At 30.6% G+C, this 16,632-nt stretch carries 25 protein-coding genes; 22 read left to right on the top strand and 3 right to left on the bottom strand.

Annotated elements, in window-relative coordinates; all coding sequences use genetic code 11:
• The first annotated feature begins 4 nt into the window (after window positions 1–4).
• The 4 genes from V7S50_RS10800 (at window position 5) to V7S50_RS10815 (ending at window position 2,317) form a co-directional block, all read left to right on the top strand.
• Window positions 5–382 (top strand): hypothetical protein, encoded by a 378-nt coding sequence (locus V7S50_RS10800; RefSeq protein ID WP_336376024.1) that lies wholly within the window; start codon window positions 5–7, stop codon window positions 380–382.
• 265 nt (window positions 383–647) lie between these two features.
• The gene (locus tag V7S50_RS10805; RefSeq protein WP_242306522.1) at window positions 648–1,070 is read left to right on the top strand and encodes an NfeD family protein; all 423 of its coding nucleotides are present in this window, start codon (window positions 648–650) and stop codon (window positions 1,068–1,070) included.
• Window positions 1,071–1,073: 3 nt separating this feature from the next.
• Complete coding sequence (locus tag V7S50_RS10810; protein WP_240522588.1) at window positions 1,074–1,316, top strand: hypothetical protein; 243 nt, start codon at window positions 1,074–1,076, stop codon at window positions 1,314–1,316.
• A gap of 20 nt (window positions 1,317–1,336) precedes the next feature.
• On the top strand, window positions 1,337–2,317 hold the full coding sequence (locus V7S50_RS10815) for an SPFH domain-containing protein (RefSeq protein WP_336376023.1): 981 nt from the start codon (window positions 1,337–1,339) through the stop codon (window positions 2,315–2,317).
• A 212-nt stretch (window positions 2,318–2,529) separates the two neighbouring features.
• Here the strand turns inward: V7S50_RS10815 and V7S50_RS10820 are convergent, their stop codons facing one another.
• Window positions 2,530–3,627 carry a DUF262 domain-containing protein gene (locus V7S50_RS10820; RefSeq protein WP_336376022.1) on the bottom strand — a complete coding sequence of 366 codons (1,098 nt, stop codon included), beginning with the start codon at window positions 3,625–3,627 and terminating at the stop codon, window positions 2,530–2,532.
• A 236-nt stretch (window positions 3,628–3,863) separates the two neighbouring features.
• Here V7S50_RS10820 and V7S50_RS10825 point away from each other — a divergent pair, with 236 nt between their 5' ends.
• From V7S50_RS10825 to V7S50_RS10900, 16 genes are all read left to right on the top strand, one after another.
• The gene (locus V7S50_RS10825) at window positions 3,864–4,376 is read left to right on the top strand and encodes a hypothetical protein (protein WP_336376021.1); all 513 of its coding nucleotides are present in this window, start codon (window positions 3,864–3,866) and stop codon (window positions 4,374–4,376) included.
• Window positions 4,377–4,496: 120 nt separating this feature from the next.
• A complete protein-coding gene (locus tag V7S50_RS10830) occupies window positions 4,497–5,213 on the top strand; it encodes a PspA/IM30 family protein (RefSeq protein ID WP_336376020.1) in 717 nt (238 codons plus the stop codon).
• A 60-nt stretch (window positions 5,214–5,273) separates the two neighbouring features.
• Window positions 5,274–5,657 carry a hypothetical protein gene (locus V7S50_RS10835; RefSeq protein WP_336376019.1) on the top strand — a complete coding sequence of 128 codons (384 nt, stop codon included), beginning with the start codon at window positions 5,274–5,276 and terminating at the stop codon, window positions 5,655–5,657.
• A 17-nt stretch (window positions 5,658–5,674) separates the two neighbouring features.
• On the top strand, window positions 5,675–6,058 hold the full coding sequence (locus tag V7S50_RS10840; RefSeq protein ID WP_336376018.1) for a hypothetical protein: 384 nt from the start codon (window positions 5,675–5,677) through the stop codon (window positions 6,056–6,058).
• Window positions 6,058–6,432: a hypothetical protein gene (locus V7S50_RS10845; RefSeq protein ID WP_086877223.1), complete on the top strand. Its 375-nt coding sequence runs from the start codon at window positions 6,058–6,060 to the stop codon at window positions 6,430–6,432. The genes V7S50_RS10840 and V7S50_RS10845 overlap by 1 nt, the downstream gene beginning before the upstream one ends.
• Before the next feature lie 121 nt (window positions 6,433–6,553).
• Window positions 6,554–7,063, top strand: a complete 510-nt coding sequence (locus V7S50_RS10850; protein ID WP_336376017.1) for a hypothetical protein — start codon at window positions 6,554–6,556, stop codon at window positions 7,061–7,063.
• A gap of 141 nt (window positions 7,064–7,204) precedes the next feature.
• Window positions 7,205–7,678 (top strand): hypothetical protein, encoded by a 474-nt coding sequence (locus V7S50_RS10855; protein WP_336376016.1) that lies wholly within the window; start codon window positions 7,205–7,207, stop codon window positions 7,676–7,678.
• A gap of 82 nt (window positions 7,679–7,760) precedes the next feature.
• The gene (locus V7S50_RS10860; protein WP_336376015.1) at window positions 7,761–8,255 is read left to right on the top strand and encodes a hypothetical protein; all 495 of its coding nucleotides are present in this window, start codon (window positions 7,761–7,763) and stop codon (window positions 8,253–8,255) included.
• 69 nt (window positions 8,256–8,324) lie between these two features.
• A complete protein-coding gene (locus tag V7S50_RS10865) occupies window positions 8,325–8,822 on the top strand; it encodes a hypothetical protein (RefSeq protein ID WP_336376014.1) in 498 nt (165 codons plus the stop codon).
• A gap of 64 nt (window positions 8,823–8,886) precedes the next feature.
• On the top strand, window positions 8,887–9,069 hold the full coding sequence (locus V7S50_RS10870) for a hypothetical protein (RefSeq protein ID WP_242297580.1): 183 nt from the start codon (window positions 8,887–8,889) through the stop codon (window positions 9,067–9,069).
• A 14-nt stretch (window positions 9,070–9,083) separates the two neighbouring features.
• Window positions 9,084–9,479, top strand: a complete 396-nt coding sequence (locus V7S50_RS10875) for a hypothetical protein (RefSeq protein WP_336376013.1) — start codon at window positions 9,084–9,086, stop codon at window positions 9,477–9,479.
• Between the two features lie 19 nt (window positions 9,480–9,498).
• Complete coding sequence (locus V7S50_RS10880; protein WP_336376900.1) at window positions 9,499–9,924, top strand: hypothetical protein; 426 nt, start codon at window positions 9,499–9,501, stop codon at window positions 9,922–9,924.
• Window positions 9,925–9,947: 23 nt separating this feature from the next.
• A complete protein-coding gene (locus V7S50_RS10885; protein ID WP_336376011.1) occupies window positions 9,948–10,325 on the top strand; it encodes a hypothetical protein in 378 nt (125 codons plus the stop codon).
• Between the two features lie 32 nt (window positions 10,326–10,357).
• On the top strand, window positions 10,358–10,744 hold the full coding sequence (locus tag V7S50_RS10890; RefSeq protein ID WP_336376010.1) for a hypothetical protein: 387 nt from the start codon (window positions 10,358–10,360) through the stop codon (window positions 10,742–10,744).
• Window positions 10,741–11,160 carry a hypothetical protein gene (locus tag V7S50_RS10895; RefSeq protein ID WP_336376009.1) on the top strand — a complete coding sequence of 140 codons (420 nt, stop codon included), beginning with the start codon at window positions 10,741–10,743 and terminating at the stop codon, window positions 11,158–11,160. The genes V7S50_RS10890 and V7S50_RS10895 overlap by 4 nt, the downstream gene beginning before the upstream one ends.
• 17 nt (window positions 11,161–11,177) lie before the next feature.
• Window positions 11,178–11,564 (top strand): hypothetical protein, encoded by a 387-nt coding sequence (locus tag V7S50_RS10900; protein WP_098297492.1) that lies wholly within the window; start codon window positions 11,178–11,180, stop codon window positions 11,562–11,564.
• A 175-nt stretch (window positions 11,565–11,739) separates the two neighbouring features.
• Here the strand turns inward: V7S50_RS10900 and V7S50_RS10905 are convergent, their stop codons facing one another.
• The gene (locus V7S50_RS10905) at window positions 11,740–13,104 is read right to left on the bottom strand and encodes a nucleotide-binding domain-containing protein (RefSeq protein WP_336584251.1); all 1,365 of its coding nucleotides are present in this window, start codon (window positions 13,102–13,104) and stop codon (window positions 11,740–11,742) included.
• Window positions 13,105–13,116: 12 nt separating this feature from the next.
• Window positions 13,117–14,208, bottom strand: coding sequence for an SAVED domain-containing protein (locus V7S50_RS10910; RefSeq protein WP_336376007.1), 1,092 nt, complete (start codon window positions 14,206–14,208; stop codon window positions 13,117–13,119).
• A 268-nt stretch (window positions 14,209–14,476) separates the two neighbouring features.
• Between V7S50_RS10910 and V7S50_RS10915 the strand changes: the two genes are divergently transcribed.
• Both V7S50_RS10915 and V7S50_RS10920 read left to right on the top strand, forming a co-directional pair.
• The gene (locus V7S50_RS10915; protein WP_336376006.1) at window positions 14,477–15,238 is read left to right on the top strand and encodes a hypothetical protein; all 762 of its coding nucleotides are present in this window, start codon (window positions 14,477–14,479) and stop codon (window positions 15,236–15,238) included.
• 173 nt (window positions 15,239–15,411) lie between these two features.
• Entirely contained in the window at window positions 15,412–16,191 is a 780-nt protein-coding gene (locus V7S50_RS10920) for a hypothetical protein (protein WP_336376005.1), read from the top strand.
• Window positions 16,192–16,632: the final 441 nt, after the last annotated feature.

Genomic DNA, 16,632 nt, shown 5'->3' on the forward strand with positions numbered 1-16,632 from the left:
TGAATTGAATGATTTTACATATTTTATATTTTTTCTGACAGCAATTATTGGTATTGGGGGAGTAATTAAAAGATTTAACAATGGAATTGCTATATTTATATGGACGTTAGCAGGGGTTTACATTATATTGGGCCCTATATGTATACAAATTATTAGACCTGTAATGGAAGACAGTATGCTACATGCACAGATAGAGAAAAATTTGGAGAAAGATGTGACAATTGAAAAACAAACAGATGACACCTCTATGATTGCAAAAAGTAAAACAGATACATACATCGTAAAGTATAATGATAAAAAGGAAATCGAGGAAATAAAGAATATAACAGAAAATGAACAAAAGAAGAGAGAAAAGATAAAAGAAATTTTGAAAACCTTATAGGTCATATAACTGAGCCATCTTAACTGCATGGCTTTTTTATTTACTGTACAAATGTCAATAACCGTTTAAATGCATTTAATTATTATTAATATTCTTTAAGTAAGTGTTTTTTATTGCTTGTATATAGGTTTATGTTTCGGAGGGTTTTAATATTCTGTCAATTGATTTATAACTACTTTTTAAAACTTTTCAATTGACTATAGTCTATATATTGTTGTAATATATTAACTATAGTCAATTGAAAGAGGGTGATGGATTGATTGCCATGCAAATTGTATGGGCTCTTGTTTCGCTTGCTTTTATTGTGATTGAATTATGTTCAGGAACACTGCTTATTTTTGGATTTGGAATAGGAGCACTTGTTTCTTATTTCTTGGCAGGAGATTTTTCGGTTACTGTTCAAATTGCAGTATTTCTTACTGTTGGAACACTTATCTTAGGCATGATGTATCCATTGCGTGGACGCATTTTTGCAAGGGATAGTGGGGGTGAACTACCTTCAAATTCATTAGAGGGAAAAACATTTACATCTCCAGTTGCAATTGAAGAACAAGTTGAGCAACAAGTTTCTCTTGGTGATACACATTGGTTTGTTATTAATCAAGGAAGCCCTATAAAAAAAGGTGAGAATTTTATTGTTCTTGGATATAAAGGCAATAAATTGCTTATCAAGAAGGAAGGAGAATGAGACTTGTTTCAGTCTATTGTTGAGTTTTCTAAAGACATGTGTATTATTCTTGGTGGAACAATATCTACATCAGCGATGGTTGCATTAATTTTCTTTTTAGGAAGTTTTATTGTGCGAACAGTTTTGAACTTTCGATACGATAGGAAACAAAAAAGACAATTGAATATGATTCAAGCTACTCGTCCTTCAAACCTCGTTAATTTTAATGAGTATAAAAAAAGGAAAACGCTAAAGAAAATGGCGTAATGGAAGGAGTTTGAATAGTCATGGGAATGATTATTGCTGGTATTATTGGATTGCTTGTACTTGGTGTTGTAATTTCTTCAATTAAAGTTGTTACAACTGGTCAAGTTTATATTGTAGAGAGGTTCGGTAAGTTCCATCGTCAATTAGAACCAGGGTGGTATTTTATTATTCCATTTATTGATTTTGTTCGTGCAAAGGTTTCAACGAAACAACAAATTATTGATATTGCACCCCAGAAGGTAATTACTAAGGATAATGTATCAATACATATGGATAATGTGGTTTTCTTTAAAATTATGGATGCTAAAGCGGCCGTGTATAACATTGAGAATTATAGAGATGGAATCGTGTATTCCACCATTGCAAACGTTCGTAACATTGTAGGGGATATGGATTTAGATGATGTTTCTAAGAATCGTGACAAACTAAATGGCGATTTGCTAAATACAGTTGATAAGATTACAGATAGTTATGGAGTTAAAATTTTATCTGTTGAAATTAACAACATCATTCCTCCTGCAAAAATTCAAGAGGCTATGGAACTTCAAATGCAAGCAGAGCGCTTGCGAAGAGAAGGTATTTTAAAAGCTGAAGGCGAAAAAGAAGCTTCAATCTTGCGAGCTAAAGGTCATAAAGAAAGTCAAATCGCAGAAGCAGAGGGTAATAAATCAGCTCGTATTTTAAATGCGGAAGCACAGAAAGAAGAAAGTATTCGTTTAGCAGAAGGTAAAAAAGAAGCAACATTACTGAATTCACAAGCACAGGCTGAGTCTATTGAAATTGTTTCAGAGGCAGAGGCGAAAAAAATCATTAGAATCAATGAAGCAATTACACAATCTGATAATATTGATGCTGTATTAAGATGGAAGCAGATTGAAGCTAATAAAGAAATGGCATATGGTCCTGCAAATAAATTAGTCATTCCAACAGATATGATGAATAGCGTAGGAGCAATTGCTACAGTCGCTGAAACAGTGCAGTTAACTAAAAAAGCAAGTTAATAAAAGGAGCTATTATGGCTCCTTTTTATATGTAAAATAATGCTTTTATATACATAATAAGGTATAATGAAGAAGACGAGATACCCTATATCTTATCTTTTTGAATGCAGATGTCATTATAGTGGCATCTGCTTTTTTTATGCTTAGAGAACAGTAAATAAATAGAATGGAATAAAAAAGAGACATTCTATTGAATGTCCCTCTAATGCATATTACTTAGCAAAGAATTTTGTGTAATGTTCTAAGCCAATTGAGTTTTTGCGTTTTACTGATTCTAACTTAGTAGTACCAGAAGTTGTTGCGTATCCAATGTGATTGTAGTCTTTTACGAATACTGCATGAATCCATTTAGCGAAGTCTTCATGTGAACAATTATCTTTCATTGCTTGTTTTGCAACAAAGATTAAAGTTATAGATTTTGAAGCACCAAATGATTTTTTAGCATGTTTTTCATCCATAAATTTGAATGATTCATTTAGATAGTTTGTAAGTTCTTTCAATTCCTGAATGTCTTCTGTTTTGAAGGCATCTTGATTAAGGAACCCATCAATTGTTTTGCTATCTAAAGCAGTGTTATTTTGGGTTTTTAAAACACATAATGCTTTTAGTAACATATCTGAATGATTATCATTTTTAAGACCACTCGCACTAAATCCCGCTTGTGTAAATTCTAACTCCTTCATTTCCGCAATAGCATGAAGTAATTCATAAGACATCATAGCTTTACGAATTTGTGAAGGTTTCAATGCCTGTCCATTATTCCAACGCTTAAATAGGTCGGATTTTTTAGAGTCATCTAAATCCTCATAACTCTTAATATCCAGAATTAAAGCCATAATACGATTTTGATATTGTTCTGGTAAATCTCTGAAGTACATACCACTAACGTCCATAAGCACTTCTTCACCTTCATTTTCAACATCAAAACACTGTACAAATGAATCTTTAAGAGCGTAACGATTTCGAATGTAGTCACGAATTGTTGTTAATCGTTGTTTTCCATCTAAAACATTTCTGAATTTTTTCTTGCTTTTACGAATTGTTTGCGTCTTAATTTCACCAATTGAAACTTCTTCTAAGATTGAAACAATTAGTAAAGATTTCTTTTCAACAGTCCAAACAGAATCACGTTGAATTGGGTCATTAAATAAGAAAACTGGTTGACGCTCCATAAATTGTGCAACTGACATTTCATCTTTTGTTGCATCGAAGCAAACAAAGTTAATTTTCATATCAGATGTACATTTGATAACACGAACTTCCTTCTTAGTTTCTGTACCTTGTTCAATAATTGTTGTTGTGTTTGTCATTATAATTCTCTCCCTGTTAAATAAATTAGTTAAATACCTGTTTTATAAATTATCCTCATATTATATGCAGAAGATAAGAGATTCATAATTTTATAAGCATAAAAAATGACTAACATCAAAAGAAATTTAGACTTATTTAGAGATATAAACAGACACACAACCATCTATAATAGGTAGTTATTTATAAATTAGGTATTTTATTGCGTGAAATAAACTTAGATAGGGAGTGTGTATAAATGAAGGTGTACCATGTTTCTTTAGACAATAAGAAAACGAATGTATTTGCTCCAAGAGTTCCAAAGGAAGAAATGCGATTGGCAGAAGAAGATTGTACCAGTGCCCGTTTTTGTGTCTCTACGACTATTGAAGGATGTTTATCTGCGGTTCCTTGGGGTGGAGAGTCATTAAGTTTACATGATAATAAAGTGATTACGGTTTATGAGTTTGATACAAATGATTTAGTAAATCAAGAGAATTTAATTTTTCCATCGACACTATATCAAAAAGGTTTTGTTCCTGATGCAATGTATACGAATGAGCATTGGATTGTAAATGAATCTATACAGCCTAAAAATGTTTTTTGTATTACTTTAGATTCATATAAGGAAATAGTAGTTCCAGATGTTTCGTATGAAGATAGTTTAGTTTTAGAAACAGGTCTTGTAACGTTAGATGAGGTTTGGCAAGGAGATTTTGTCATGATTGAAAATATAAAATATCAACTATGTAAAGAAAAGAATGTAGCGTGATACATTCTTTTTTATTTTTACTAAAGTATAAAGCGTTTATATTTTATTGACAATAGTAAATAAAATATTCTATAATGTAACCATAGCAAGGAAAAATACATATGTAGGAGTGTGATTGAGATGGGTTTAGTAACTCGCTTTAAAAATGTTTGTAAGGGGTATTTTAATAAATGGCTTACAAAAGCAGAAAACCCTGAAGTGATGTTAGAGCAATTAATTGCAGAAAGTAAAACAAAGTATGAAAAAGTACAGATTGAAACTGCGAAAGCTATTTCCTCACGAGCAATGGTTTCAAAAGACTATGAAGCTCAATTGAAAAAATGTGATGACTTAGTTGCAAAAGCGAAAGCATCTATTAAAGCAGGGAATGATAAACTTGCTACTGATTTCTTAGAGCAAAAGAAAGATGAAGAGGAGATTCTTCATGAAATCAAATTGAGCTTAGATACGGCCGAGAGACAAGAAGAGTCATTAAAAGATGAATTAAAACGTTTGACAAAAGTAATGAAAAAAGCCGAAACGAAAAAACAATTACTTATTGCTAAGAATAACAGAGCACAAGCTCAAAAAACAGCTCAAGAGATTCGCCATGATTTAGATGGAGGAAACACTCTAACTGAAATTGGTAAAATCGAGAGAAAAATTGACGAGAAAGAATCTTTAATTTCTGCAAAAGAAGACGTTCACTCTATTATTACAAAATCAGATGTAGAACGTGAATTTGAAGAAATTAAAGCAAATGAAGTAAGTGAAGAAATTCAAACTGAATTAGAAACTTTAAAAGCTCAAATGGCAAGTGAAGAGTCTAAAGAAGTTGCACTAACAAAAGAAGCGTAAGTTAAAGAAAAACCTCTCTCTTATATAGTAGGAGGGAGGTTTTTGTAAGGAGAGATTTTAGTGCCAAATGAAAATATGATACTTGTACTTTTTTTCATTGGAATACCGATGCTTTCTCTATTGTTTTGCTTATTCCCGATTATAACGATAGTAGTAGTTTTGGGACTTTGTCTGCTATTTTCTATATGGTGTATGATTACAGATTCTTATATGGAAGTTAGTGATGTGAAAGAATCCATATCTAATAGATTAGACATATCAACGAGCGAAATTTTCTTTGATTTAAACAAAATGAACGCTACTTATTTGAGACCTGGAAACTATAGAATATTTACTTCAAAAGGAGAATTTATTCTGGAGTTAGGAATTGAATATAACAACTTCTATTGGATTGAATTAAGCCAAGTATCGGATGTTAATTTCATAGATGAATTAAATATATGAGATAGGAGGGGTAGCTAATGGATGATGGAGAAGGAATTGTAGGTTGTTTTGGTGTCTTGGCAATTTTAGGAGCATTGTTCTACTGTTTTCCAATTATTATGGCTGTTATTACATGCACGATTATAATAATTGGTGTTTGGGTAGTTCACTCTGATTCTAAAGATAATAGAAAAAAGTTTCTTACTGATTTGCAGTCTGATATACCACAGAAGCTTAGGATTACAAAAGATGAAGTGATTTATGATTTCGGAGAAAAAGGTGAATCTTCATGGAAATACGAAGACTTTCGAATTTTCACTTCCAGAGGAGAATTCATTGTAAAGATTAAAGATGTAGATAAGAAAGATATTGAGTTAGAGCAAGTATCTGATGTTGATTTCATGAAGGAGTCGAATCAATAATGATAGCAGAAATTCTAATGGTCTTTGGGCTCATAGTTGGGTTGATTATAGCTATTTTTCGTTTATCTCCTATAATTGGAATCATTTTCTTAATCATGCTATTGATTGGCATTGTCGTATTTAGTCATTACATACGAAAAGAAGAGCTTACAGAGTTAAAAGAAGTAATAGCTCATAACCTGTCAATTTCACAGAAAGAGATATTATTTGATGTTGAACGAACGAAAAAATCTTTCTTAGGATGGAAAAAACTATATGTTTTTACATCAAAGGGAGAATTTGAAGTCAATATACATAGAGATAATGGTGAATGGGTAGGTATAGATTTGATTTCTATTTCAAATGTCGATTATATGAAAGAATTAAACTACTAAACAAAATGAAGAGAGGTGTAAACATAATGGTTATGCGTTTTATTGATGGATGTTGCAACAAGATATGTTTTTACATATTCTCTTCATTTTTATATGAATGAATTTTTAGGGAGGTGTCTATATGGATAAAAAGAATTATGAAAGTTTGTTCATGATGGGTCTGACAATTATGTCGATTATGGCTGTAGTGGAAGAGAATTTTCAACGATATTTTATTATTTTATTGATATATATATGCTTCATTACTATGATTCATTTCTTCCTCAATTATAAAAAATCAAAAACAAAAAATATGTTAGTCATTGAAGAATGCGTGAGAGAGGGTTTTACAAAATTAATAAATGACTCCTATTATAAACTTTACGAAAATCAGCACCCTAAAGAAGTGGAAGAGAAATTCTTAGAGACAGTTAGAGAAATGAACATTATCATTCATCGAAACGGAGCGTTGAATAAAAGCTCTTTCAAAGATAGATGCTTAAAAGGTTTTTACGAAGAAGACGTCCGATTCTTTACAATGTTTGGAGAGTATACCTGTACTGTGAATGTATTAAAAGATGGATTAGGTGAACTGAAAAATCTCGACCAAATTTCTGATTTGGATTTTGATAAAGCGTTGAAAGGGATTTGAAAATAGTAATATTTGTTTTTAGAATTTTAGAATTTAGTCCTTAAAGTGGAAAGAAGGTTATGAAAGTAAAACGAGTATCAAAAATGAATTTAAATAAAGAACTTTATGTGAATTAAAAAATAGGAAGATGGAGTGATTTGGATGTTTGATGATGAATCTGATGATTTATTAGTTTGTATAATGTTTGCAACAGTAGCTATTACGATTATAGCGTTTCTAATTATCTCTTTTGTACATATGTTTGTTAATCTCTATAATTCAAATATATTTTACTTTATAACAGGGGTTTCTGCTTTTGTTAGCTTAGTTGCAGGAAATGTGTATTGTGAATATAACCGAATTAAAACAAATGATTTCAATCGAATAAAAGAAGAAATCAAAAAACATATTCGTAGTTTTTATCCAGAAGAGACTTTCTTTTTAATTGATGAAAAAGAAGTTTCAAAAAGAGAAATCTTGAAAAGATGTTTTCGTACATACGAATTGTCGATTCATGTTTTTGCTCATCATGGAGAATTGGTATATCAAGTGAAGGTGAATAAAAATGAGGTATGGCTCAAAGATTTCAAACAAGTTTCAAATGTGAATTTTGCAAAAGAATTTTATAAGAAATAAAAAATATAGGAATAGATACTTTATCAATTCCTATATAAATCCAAGAATATTTAAAGTTTAACAGTTTAAGGGAGGGCTTAAAATGTTTGATAAGGAGTCGGAAGAACACTCTAATTCAAATTTATTCCTATATGCAATACTGCCTTTAATAGCGTTCTTTATTCCCATTCTTACACCAGAGCTGAATTCCGAGAATGTTATAAAATTTATTGTTAAATTAATAGGCTTTTTTGTATTTGTGGTTGTATGTATTTTTATAACATTTTTAAGAAGAGAATATAACCGCATTAAAATGAAAGATTCTGTTCGGATAAAAGAACAAATCACACAGCATGTAAAAGAGCACTATTACTTAGGAATGCAAGACAGCTTTGTTTTAATTGATAAGGAGAAAAATCTAACAAGAAAAAAAATATTAAAAAGATGTTTTTCTACATATAAAGTGAAAGTTCCTGTATTTGCTCCGAGTGGAGAGTTTCTATATGAAGTGAAGGTTAATGAACAGGATGTAGAAATAATAAACTCTAAACGGGTATCACATGTAAGCTATGGTAGAGAGCTATATGTATATAAATAAATGGGTATGTTAAAAATCAACATTTTATTATATTAATAAAAAGATATAAATAAGGAAGGAGATGTAGAAATGTTTCATAAAGATGACCCAGAAGTAGCTCTGATGAAATATACAATTTTTTTGGGAATAGGATTAATCGTTTTGAACATCATAGTATGGGGTGTTTTATGGGTTAAGAATCTTGTTATGAATAATCTAACTGTAGTTATGTATGGAATTACAGGGATTGTTTTTATCGGAGTAGGTATTTCGATGTATTTTATCAAGAAAGAATATGAACGTATTACAAAATATGATTTTGACAGGGTTAAACGCTTATTAAGTCAGTATCTTAACGAAAATTATTTTACTGGTCAGAATGATAGTTTTGTTTTAGTAGAAGAAGAAAAAGGAGTAACAAGGAAAGATTTTTTAAAGAGATGCTTTGCCTCCTATCATATAGAGTTAAAGGTGTTCGTTCCAGATGGAGAACTTTTATGTACTGTGAAGGTATATAAAGAAGGAATACGAGTGAAAAACGTTGAGCGTATTTCTCATACGGATTATAGAAAAGAATTTGCAAAATAAATACATAATAAATATTTTTGGGTTTATATAAGAATTGATAATAGATAAAAAGGAGAGATTTAAAATGTTAAAAAATTGGTTAAAAAAAGTAGGTTCAATGCAGAATGTAATTTCAGCTTCTTGTATTGGGGGAGGAGCAATTCTATTCAATTGGTTATTCCCTAAAATCACACTGTTTATCATTATCGGATTGTTAATTTTTAAGTATAACGAACCAGTAAAAAAACGACTTTTTAAAGATAAATAAGAAAGGGAATTCAAATGAAAACGAATAAAATTCAAATCGCAGTAGTAGTAGTTCCTTATTTTGTTTTATTAACAAAGTTTGTTGTGAATCATAATATATCAGGTTCTGTTATTTTGACCATATATGCTGTACTTATTTACAATTTCATCTCTTTATTTAAATTAATTGATATGAAAGAGGTTAATTTTAAGAGAATTCATAGGAAATTAAAAAGTGTCATGAAGTTAAAAAATGATGATTGCATTGTAAAGTGTGACCAAAAGGTTCCTTTTATACATGTATTAATTGGAAAAGAACAATCTTACCTTTCAACATGCAATGTCTTAACCGCAAATGGGGAATTCACCATTTTAGTTGAGGTAACACCAAAAGAAATTATTATTAAGCATAAAGAGTGTGTTCAGCAGTAGAAAAATGTGGAGGGGAATAATGATGAATATAACATCTCATGTGGAAAATTCAAAATATGTCTTATTAGGAATATTGGGGGGTATCACATTTTTTGCGGTTGTTATTCGCCCTCTCTTTTATTTAGTCCCTGTATATATGAGGTATATAAAGAATAGAAAAGTAGAGGCAGAGAAAAGAATTGTAACAGTTAAAGAATATGTTTCAAAATGCTTTGGAGTAGAACAAGAATCAATAGTCGTAGAATGTTTAGAAAATAAATCGACTTCTAAGTTAAAGGGATTTTATGAATATATGACAAAGAAAGCAGAATCATATCGTGTGTTTTGTGAGCATGGAGAATTTATTTTCAAAATGGACATGTATGATGGTAATACAAAACTTACTGATGCCAAAATGGTATCTGATACAAATTTCAAAGATGCATTACAAAGAGTGTCTGATTAATGGAAATGTGAGGTGTAAATAACATGTATAGAAAAGAATTTATTTGTAGTGTAATAGGTTTTTTGTTTGCTATAATTGGCTCTATTTTGAACATGAATATCTTTTCTGGGGGTGTTCTTTTTATTTCATTATTAGGGGTTATATATATTTATAAAAAAAAGCTAAAAGGAGAGTCCATCATAGCTGATAGCGTAGTGAAAGCTCGTATTTATGAAAAGTTTTATTCTCCTATATATGCTCCTGAAGGAAAAACAGTCCTATTCGAAAAATCGTTAGAAAATACATATCGAATTTTCACAAAAAAAGGGGAGTATGTACTCACTATACATTCTTCTGCACAAGGAATTGGCTATGAGTATAAGAAAGTATCAGATGTAGATTATTTCAAAGAAATTTCGTGATGGAAGCAAAATAATAAAGGGGTGAAAAAAGGATGAGCAAGGCTAAGTATCTATTGGTAGGTTTAATTTTTGTTTTTGGAATATATATATACCCATACGTTGATGAGCTTGGTGTTTTAATCGGTGTTGCAGTTTGTGTATATTTTATTTTGTATGATTTAAAAACATATCTTGAAAAGGTAGATGATAAGAACAAAGATATCGGATTGAGGGAATCACTTCATATAGTCTTTTCTGCTCCTAAATATGCTCCTGAAGGAAAAAAGGCCATTATTGAATTTGTTAAAAAAGATGAGTATCGGGTTTATACAAAAAAAGGAGATTACTCCATTGTTATTGAGCGAGGGGAAGAAGATGCAATACTGCACATGAAAAAGGAAAAATTATCAGATATAAATTTCTTCAAGGAAGTATTTTGATTCCATTAAAAACCTATGTTAGGAAAGGACTGATAAAGGTGAAGTATCTACTATTAGGAGGCAGTTCTATCTTTTTATTTTATAAATTTCCATCGTTTCATGACTTTATTATATTCAGTGGTTTAGTCTTGCTCTGTATTCTTGTAATGAATGATGTAGGAAACTCAGCCGAAAAAAGAAATAAAAAAGAGGAAGACGAACGGTTAAGAAAGATGATTTATAGAGCCTTTCCTGCTCCTGAGTTTGCACCAGGAGGGAAACAGGTAATTATTGAACGTTTAAGAGCAGATGAGTACCAAGTATATACAATAAAAGGAACATATTCTTTTGTTGCAGAGAGAGGACCATTTGATTTAATTTTTGGTATTAAGAAAGAAAAGTTATCAGACGTTGATTTCTCCAATATAATAGCTTGAATATAGGAGTGTTAGAAATGAAACTGCAAAAACCACTTAAAACAGTTAAAGTATGTATTCTATTATTAACTTGTTCATCTTTTTTGTTCGGTTGTGAGCATACAGTTAGAACAGAAGAAAATGTGATAGGACAAGTAGTAGATAGACAAATAGAAAAAGTGAAAATTGAAGGCGACTGCACTCAGATTCCGATTGGGGATACTGGTGTTTTTATGCCAATTTGTGATGATGATAAAGAAGAAGAGCATTTTAATGTAACAGTTCAAGCCCATGGAATTACTACAATTTTTAATGATAAATCAATGTTTGAGAGCAAAGAGAAAGAACTTCCTGTTATTTATATAAAAGAAGTAGGGGAAGAATCAAACAAAGTCTATGATGAGCGGTTAATATTACCTTATTAATGGAGAGAGCGAGTGTAAACTTGCTCTCTTTTATTTTGTTATTACAAATAAATACTCTGTTAAAAGATAAGTAATGTATATATATAAATTATAAGAAGATGAATTGTACTTTTGGACAGTTTAAAGAGCAGTGGGTTAAATACTCACTGCTCTTTGAATATTTAATTGATATGACTTATACCTGAATTGGTACATCAATTTTAGCTCTTGCTACGCAAACCCCTTGTTTAACTATATAACATTCAACAAAGTGTTCACCGTTAAAAGATGTACATTCTTTAAGTGTTTCTGAATTGGTTTTAATAATTTGTCCTCTTACACAGTTTCTTTCTTTCGCTACATCTCCACGGTTTTTAACTTTCCAATACACATGATATGGTTTTGTAACGTAATTGTCTTTTATATAAAAATCAAGTTGTTTGCTGATTGGTAAATGCAGACCTCTTTTTAACCAATCATTTAAAAAGTAAGGTCGAAAACCATCCTGTGTAATGCGACAGTCTAAAGATAAGTGGTACTGAATATTTACAGGGAACATATATTCAATAAATTCCTCAGACTCGTTGTATAGTCTACTCTCTGTAGAAGCATAAGATTTGCTCACAGCCGAATTTGTTTCTTTTTCTTGTTCTAATTGTTTTTCCCAATATTCATGATTAAAGAACTCTTGCCATGCTTTAATTGCTTGTTCGGATGTACAACCTGCATCAAATAAAACATCCAACTTACCTAAATAAGTTGTTAATCTTCTTTCTAATCTGTCCAATCGAACATCATCTTTTTGAATTAATTTAAGGCTTTGCTCTTCATCAGTTGGGTTATTTACCTCTTTATCTATGGCCAATCTATCTCTTACTGCAACTAATGTATGATAAAACATTTCATCTATGCGTGTTTCAGCTTGAAAACATTCGTTGAGAAGTACGGATTGGACTAAACCACCAGGCATTTCCCATTTAGGTCTGGATTTACAAAACATTTTCAACAGTCTTGCTACAATACGAAGGTTATAATTCTTCTCTTTATTTGCATTATTAAACCACTTGGTAATACTTCTTGGGTCTCTTGGTCGCCATTCGCTTCCACAGTGTTCGTATTTATATTCACCATATTCGTCTTTATATCTTCGATAAATAGCAAAATCAATGTGATAGCCCTCTTCATAAACAATTCGTACACAGTTTGTTTTTGCTGTAGGTGGTTCTTTAAATTGTTTACATTTCTTTTTCAGTGCGGTTACTACCATATTCTTTGTTGCGGTTGTTCCTTCTGGTAAGTTGTCCTTATCAAAAATGATAGCAACATCAATATCGTAATCATTACTTTCATTTTGCACAACTGTAGACATAGCTACACTTCCTTGAACAACGGTATCTACAATTGAATAATTCGTTTTCTTTTCCTCATTGTATTCTTTTAATCCGTCTTTTAATCTATCAAGATTCAATGTTCTAAACTTGAATAATTGATTTTTTTCTTTTCCTTGTAATACAACATCTTTTTTGTAAAATTTCATAAGTTTGTTATTTAAGTCGTACATAAGCATCCTCCATTACGCTTGAATGTATTTACCTTTCTCGTCACCGTTAAGAACAATGCCCCAAGGATATTTTTTTGGGGTATGCATATCAAAGAAGTAGCAGATAACTTGTGCCATTCTATAATTTTCAATTCTTTTTCCTATTTCTAATGCTAAACAACTTTGACTTGAACAAACCAAATGAACTTTTGTTGCCCCGATTTCTTCAATTGTATCCATGATAATATTTGCATACTCTATAAGTTGATTGGTATAGCGTATTTTATTATCATCTGGTGTATCTACTTCCAGTTTGACGACATCTATGCCATGAAACTGAGTTAATTGAGCGTCCTTAATTTCTTTTGTGACAGAAACAGATAATACTATTTCTGTTGCATTTGGATTTAAATGATTCAAATCTGTTTTAACCTCCAAAGCGGAGTATCCATTACCTTCTTTTAACTCATAGAATTTTTCTGTTTCTTTTTTGTCGAACTCGAAATAATGGTCTATTTTTTCTCTTTGTAAATGTGTTCCTGCTAATGCTACAAACGGGATAGGAGCGATACCTGTGTAACCTCTTTTAAACTCTTTACTTTCATCTTTAAAGGAAGTTATTTTTTCTTTCAGCATATTAGCGATATCTTTTGTAGTAGTAGGATTTATACCTTTTTTATAGGTTTGAATGAAATCAATTTCTCTTTCTTTGAATTCAAATGTTCCTAAACCTAAATCACGATTATGTCCTTCAATTCTTTTATCAAAATAACCGTTGATGTTTAAAATGAATATTCTATTTTTAATATATCTCCAGAAGTAAATACCTGCCAAGAATAATAGTGCACCGACAATAAGTTGAAGAACATTAGGTTCGGACATTTCTTTTGTAATAGCGATGGAATCTTTCGCTGTTTCACTATTTTTTAAGATAGATAGGGTTTGTATTGGTTTGTCCCAGGGAGAACCAAAAGCACTGACAACTAAAGAAAGACCCGTTGTAATTAACAAGGAGGATAAGCTTTGTTCTTTATTTTGGCTTGAAAACTGTTTGATTACAAACAAACCTCCAATACCAATAATAACAATAACTAAAATCATAATAAAAATAGCCAATATTTTCACGCTCCTTAACCGTATTTGAATAGGAAATAAAAACCGTCATCTTCTTATCATAAGGAGAATTGACTATATTTTGCAATTATTTAACCTTTAAAAATTAAAATAAAAGGATGTAATATAGTTTTTTTAATAGAAGACGAACTATGAAGGGAAATATGTATGCTGACAGATATTTTATTGATTGAATGAATGAAGTATTGGAATAGTATAATGATAGGAATATAACAAAACAGGTATTTAAATAAATTTAATGTAAAAGGGGCTATTTAAAATGAATTTAGATGGAATGAAAGAATTAATTAAACAAAATGCAATGAAAAGAAAGCAAATGTTTACAGAATTGAAGGAACCTTGGGAAGTTATTAGGGTGTATTGCGGAACAACAAGTAAAAAATTGAATGATATTTTACAATATGGAATTACTCCTCAAAATGGTGTACCTTCACATCCTGAGTTGGTTTATTTAACAACAAAATGGCATTACTGGTACGCTTTTCAGGAAAATAAAAAATCATTAATTGAAAATGTAGGGAAAGAACGATATGAATCAGAGTCTATTACTTCTCTTTGGAATGAAACAGGTGACTTTCCAATTTATATTTCTTTAGAAGTGCCAAAAGAAATACTGGTATTAGATGAAAATGTGGTTCATCAATTAGATATTAAAAAGAAAATTCAAAATGGAGATATTGAAAGCCCAGATGATATTTCGTTAGAGGATTGTTTAGAACATGGCATGGTAGCTTCGATTGATACGATTAAACCTTGGTATATAGATGAGGTTAACATTATTGGTAGTGAAGAATATAGGGATGAATTGTTAGATGGAGCATATGGAGAAGAAGTGAATCTTTGGTTTAAAGGATTTGGGACTGACTCAATAACTGCTGATTCATTAAATTTATATGAGCAAGTAGCTTATGGTAATTTAGTGAAAGTTGTGGTGTTTTCTCCAATTATTGAAGATAATCCTAAAATAAAAAGTATTTATATTAAAGACGAGAAATTACAAATTGATTTTGACTGGAATTGAATTAAGTGAATTAGCACTAAAATGTATAATTATGGATAAAACTACCTATTTAATTTAATAATAGGTAGTTTTATTTTGTGTAATAGAATGAAGAATATTGATGATGTAGTATAATGTTATGAACATAACAAAGCAGGTATTTAAATAAATTGTATCTAAAGGAGCTATTTATAATGAATTTAGAAGATATGAAAGAATTAATCAAACAAAATGCAGTAAAAAAGAAACAGGCATTTACAGAAGTAGAAGAGCCATGGAACACGATTACGCTATATCATGGAACGACAACTAAGAGATTAAATGATATTTTACGACATGGAATTACACCTCGAAATCAAAATAAAATAAATAACTTTGTTGACGTACCTTCCAATCCTGAATTGGTCTATTTATCAACAAAATGGCATTATTGGTATGCTTTCTATGCAAATGAGAAGTCACTCATTAATCAAGTAGGCAAAGAACGTTACGAATCTGAATCTATTACTTCACTTTGGAATGAGACTGGAGATTTTCCTGTTTATATTGTCTGTGAAGTACCTAAAGAATTATTGGTATTGGATGAAGATGTCGTCTATCAGTGGGGGATTAAAACGAAAATTAAGAATGGAGAAATAGAAGGACCAGATGATATCTCAGTAGAAGAATGTTTACAACAAGGAACCATTGCTTCTCTTGATACCATTCTTCCTGAATATATGAATGAAGTTATCATTATAGGTAGTGAAGATTATCGGGATGAGCTATTAGATGGGGCGTATGGTGTAGAAGCAGAGAAATGGTTCCATGGATTTGGAATTGGTTCTCTTACTGCTGATTCATTAAGCGTACATGAAATCATGAAATATAGTAAATTGCTTCATATACTGGCGGTTGAGCCTATTCCAGAGCAAAATCCAATTATTAAACGAATATATATTGAAGAAGGTGAATTACAAGTAGAATTTGAATGAGGAGCATATGAATTAGGTATCATTTCATATGTTTCTACGATATAATAAAAACATATCTGTTCTATATTTTTTGTGGAGCATCCGTCATTTTGATGGGTGTTTTTTTATTTCCATTTAATAAATTGCAGATGTATAAGATTTGAAGTAACTTTGATTTAATGAGTCATCATGAATGGCTCTTTTTTATAAGCTCGAACTGTTTTGCTCTATCTATATAGATTGAGTAAAGGTAAAATAGAAGAATAGAAATTATGCTACATAGTGTATGAGCCTGTCATTATCTATGAACTTTTTGTTATTAGAATATATTTGCGAAATCATCAAGCAGAAATGAATTGATTAAGTGGGAACTAATTGTTATTAAAGTAGATACATTTGTTTGTTACTAATTATATATAACTTCATGTTATTAAAAAATTGAGTGTATTCCTTTTGTTTATA

The organism is Bacillus sp. CCNWLW194 (assembly GCF_037120585.1).
Lineage (GTDB): Bacteria > Bacillota > Bacilli > Bacillales > Bacillaceae_G > Bacillus_A > Bacillus_A basilensis.

Bases quoted from the DNA above. Each gene is read 5' to 3' on its own strand.
- V7S50_RS10805 (WP_242306522.1), top strand. From the start codon at position 648: ATGCAAATTGTATGGGCTCTTGTTTCGCTTGCTTTTATTGTGATTGAA.
- V7S50_RS10815 (WP_336376023.1), top strand. From the start codon at position 1,337: ATGGGAATGATTATTGCTGGTATTATTGGATTGCTTGTACTTGGTGTT.
- V7S50_RS10820 (WP_336376022.1), bottom strand. From the start codon at position 3,627: ATGACAAACACAACAACAATTATTGAACAAGGTACAGAAACTAAGAAG.
- V7S50_RS10825 (WP_336376021.1), top strand. From the start codon at position 3,864: ATGAAGGTGTACCATGTTTCTTTAGACAATAAGAAAACGAATGTATTT.
- V7S50_RS10830 (WP_336376020.1), top strand. From the start codon at position 4,497: ATGGGTTTAGTAACTCGCTTTAAAAATGTTTGTAAGGGGTATTTTAAT.
- V7S50_RS10840 (WP_336376018.1), top strand. From the start codon at position 5,675: ATGGATGATGGAGAAGGAATTGTAGGTTGTTTTGGTGTCTTGGCAATT.
- V7S50_RS10845 (WP_086877223.1), top strand. From the start codon at position 6,058: ATGATAGCAGAAATTCTAATGGTCTTTGGGCTCATAGTTGGGTTGATT.
- V7S50_RS10850 (WP_336376017.1), top strand. From the start codon at position 6,554: ATGGATAAAAAGAATTATGAAAGTTTGTTCATGATGGGTCTGACAATT.
- V7S50_RS10855 (WP_336376016.1), top strand. From the start codon at position 7,205: ATGTTTGATGATGAATCTGATGATTTATTAGTTTGTATAATGTTTGCA.
- V7S50_RS10860 (WP_336376015.1), top strand. From the start codon at position 7,761: ATGTTTGATAAGGAGTCGGAAGAACACTCTAATTCAAATTTATTCCTA.
- V7S50_RS10865 (WP_336376014.1), top strand. From the start codon at position 8,325: ATGTTTCATAAAGATGACCCAGAAGTAGCTCTGATGAAATATACAATT.
- V7S50_RS10870 (WP_242297580.1), top strand. From the start codon at position 8,887: ATGTTAAAAAATTGGTTAAAAAAAGTAGGTTCAATGCAGAATGTAATT.
- V7S50_RS10875 (WP_336376013.1), top strand. From the start codon at position 9,084: ATGAAAACGAATAAAATTCAAATCGCAGTAGTAGTAGTTCCTTATTTT.
- V7S50_RS10880 (WP_336376900.1), top strand. From the start codon at position 9,499: ATGATGAATATAACATCTCATGTGGAAAATTCAAAATATGTCTTATTA.
- V7S50_RS10885 (WP_336376011.1), top strand. From the start codon at position 9,948: ATGTATAGAAAAGAATTTATTTGTAGTGTAATAGGTTTTTTGTTTGCT.
- V7S50_RS10890 (WP_336376010.1), top strand. From the start codon at position 10,358: ATGAGCAAGGCTAAGTATCTATTGGTAGGTTTAATTTTTGTTTTTGGA.
- V7S50_RS10900 (WP_098297492.1), top strand. From the start codon at position 11,178: ATGAAACTGCAAAAACCACTTAAAACAGTTAAAGTATGTATTCTATTA.
- V7S50_RS10905 (WP_336584251.1), bottom strand. From the start codon at position 13,104: ATGTACGACTTAAATAACAAACTTATGAAATTTTACAAAAAAGATGTT.
- V7S50_RS10915 (WP_336376006.1), top strand. From the start codon at position 14,477: ATGAATTTAGATGGAATGAAAGAATTAATTAAACAAAATGCAATGAAA.
- V7S50_RS10920 (WP_336376005.1), top strand. From the start codon at position 15,412: ATGAATTTAGAAGATATGAAAGAATTAATCAAACAAAATGCAGTAAAA.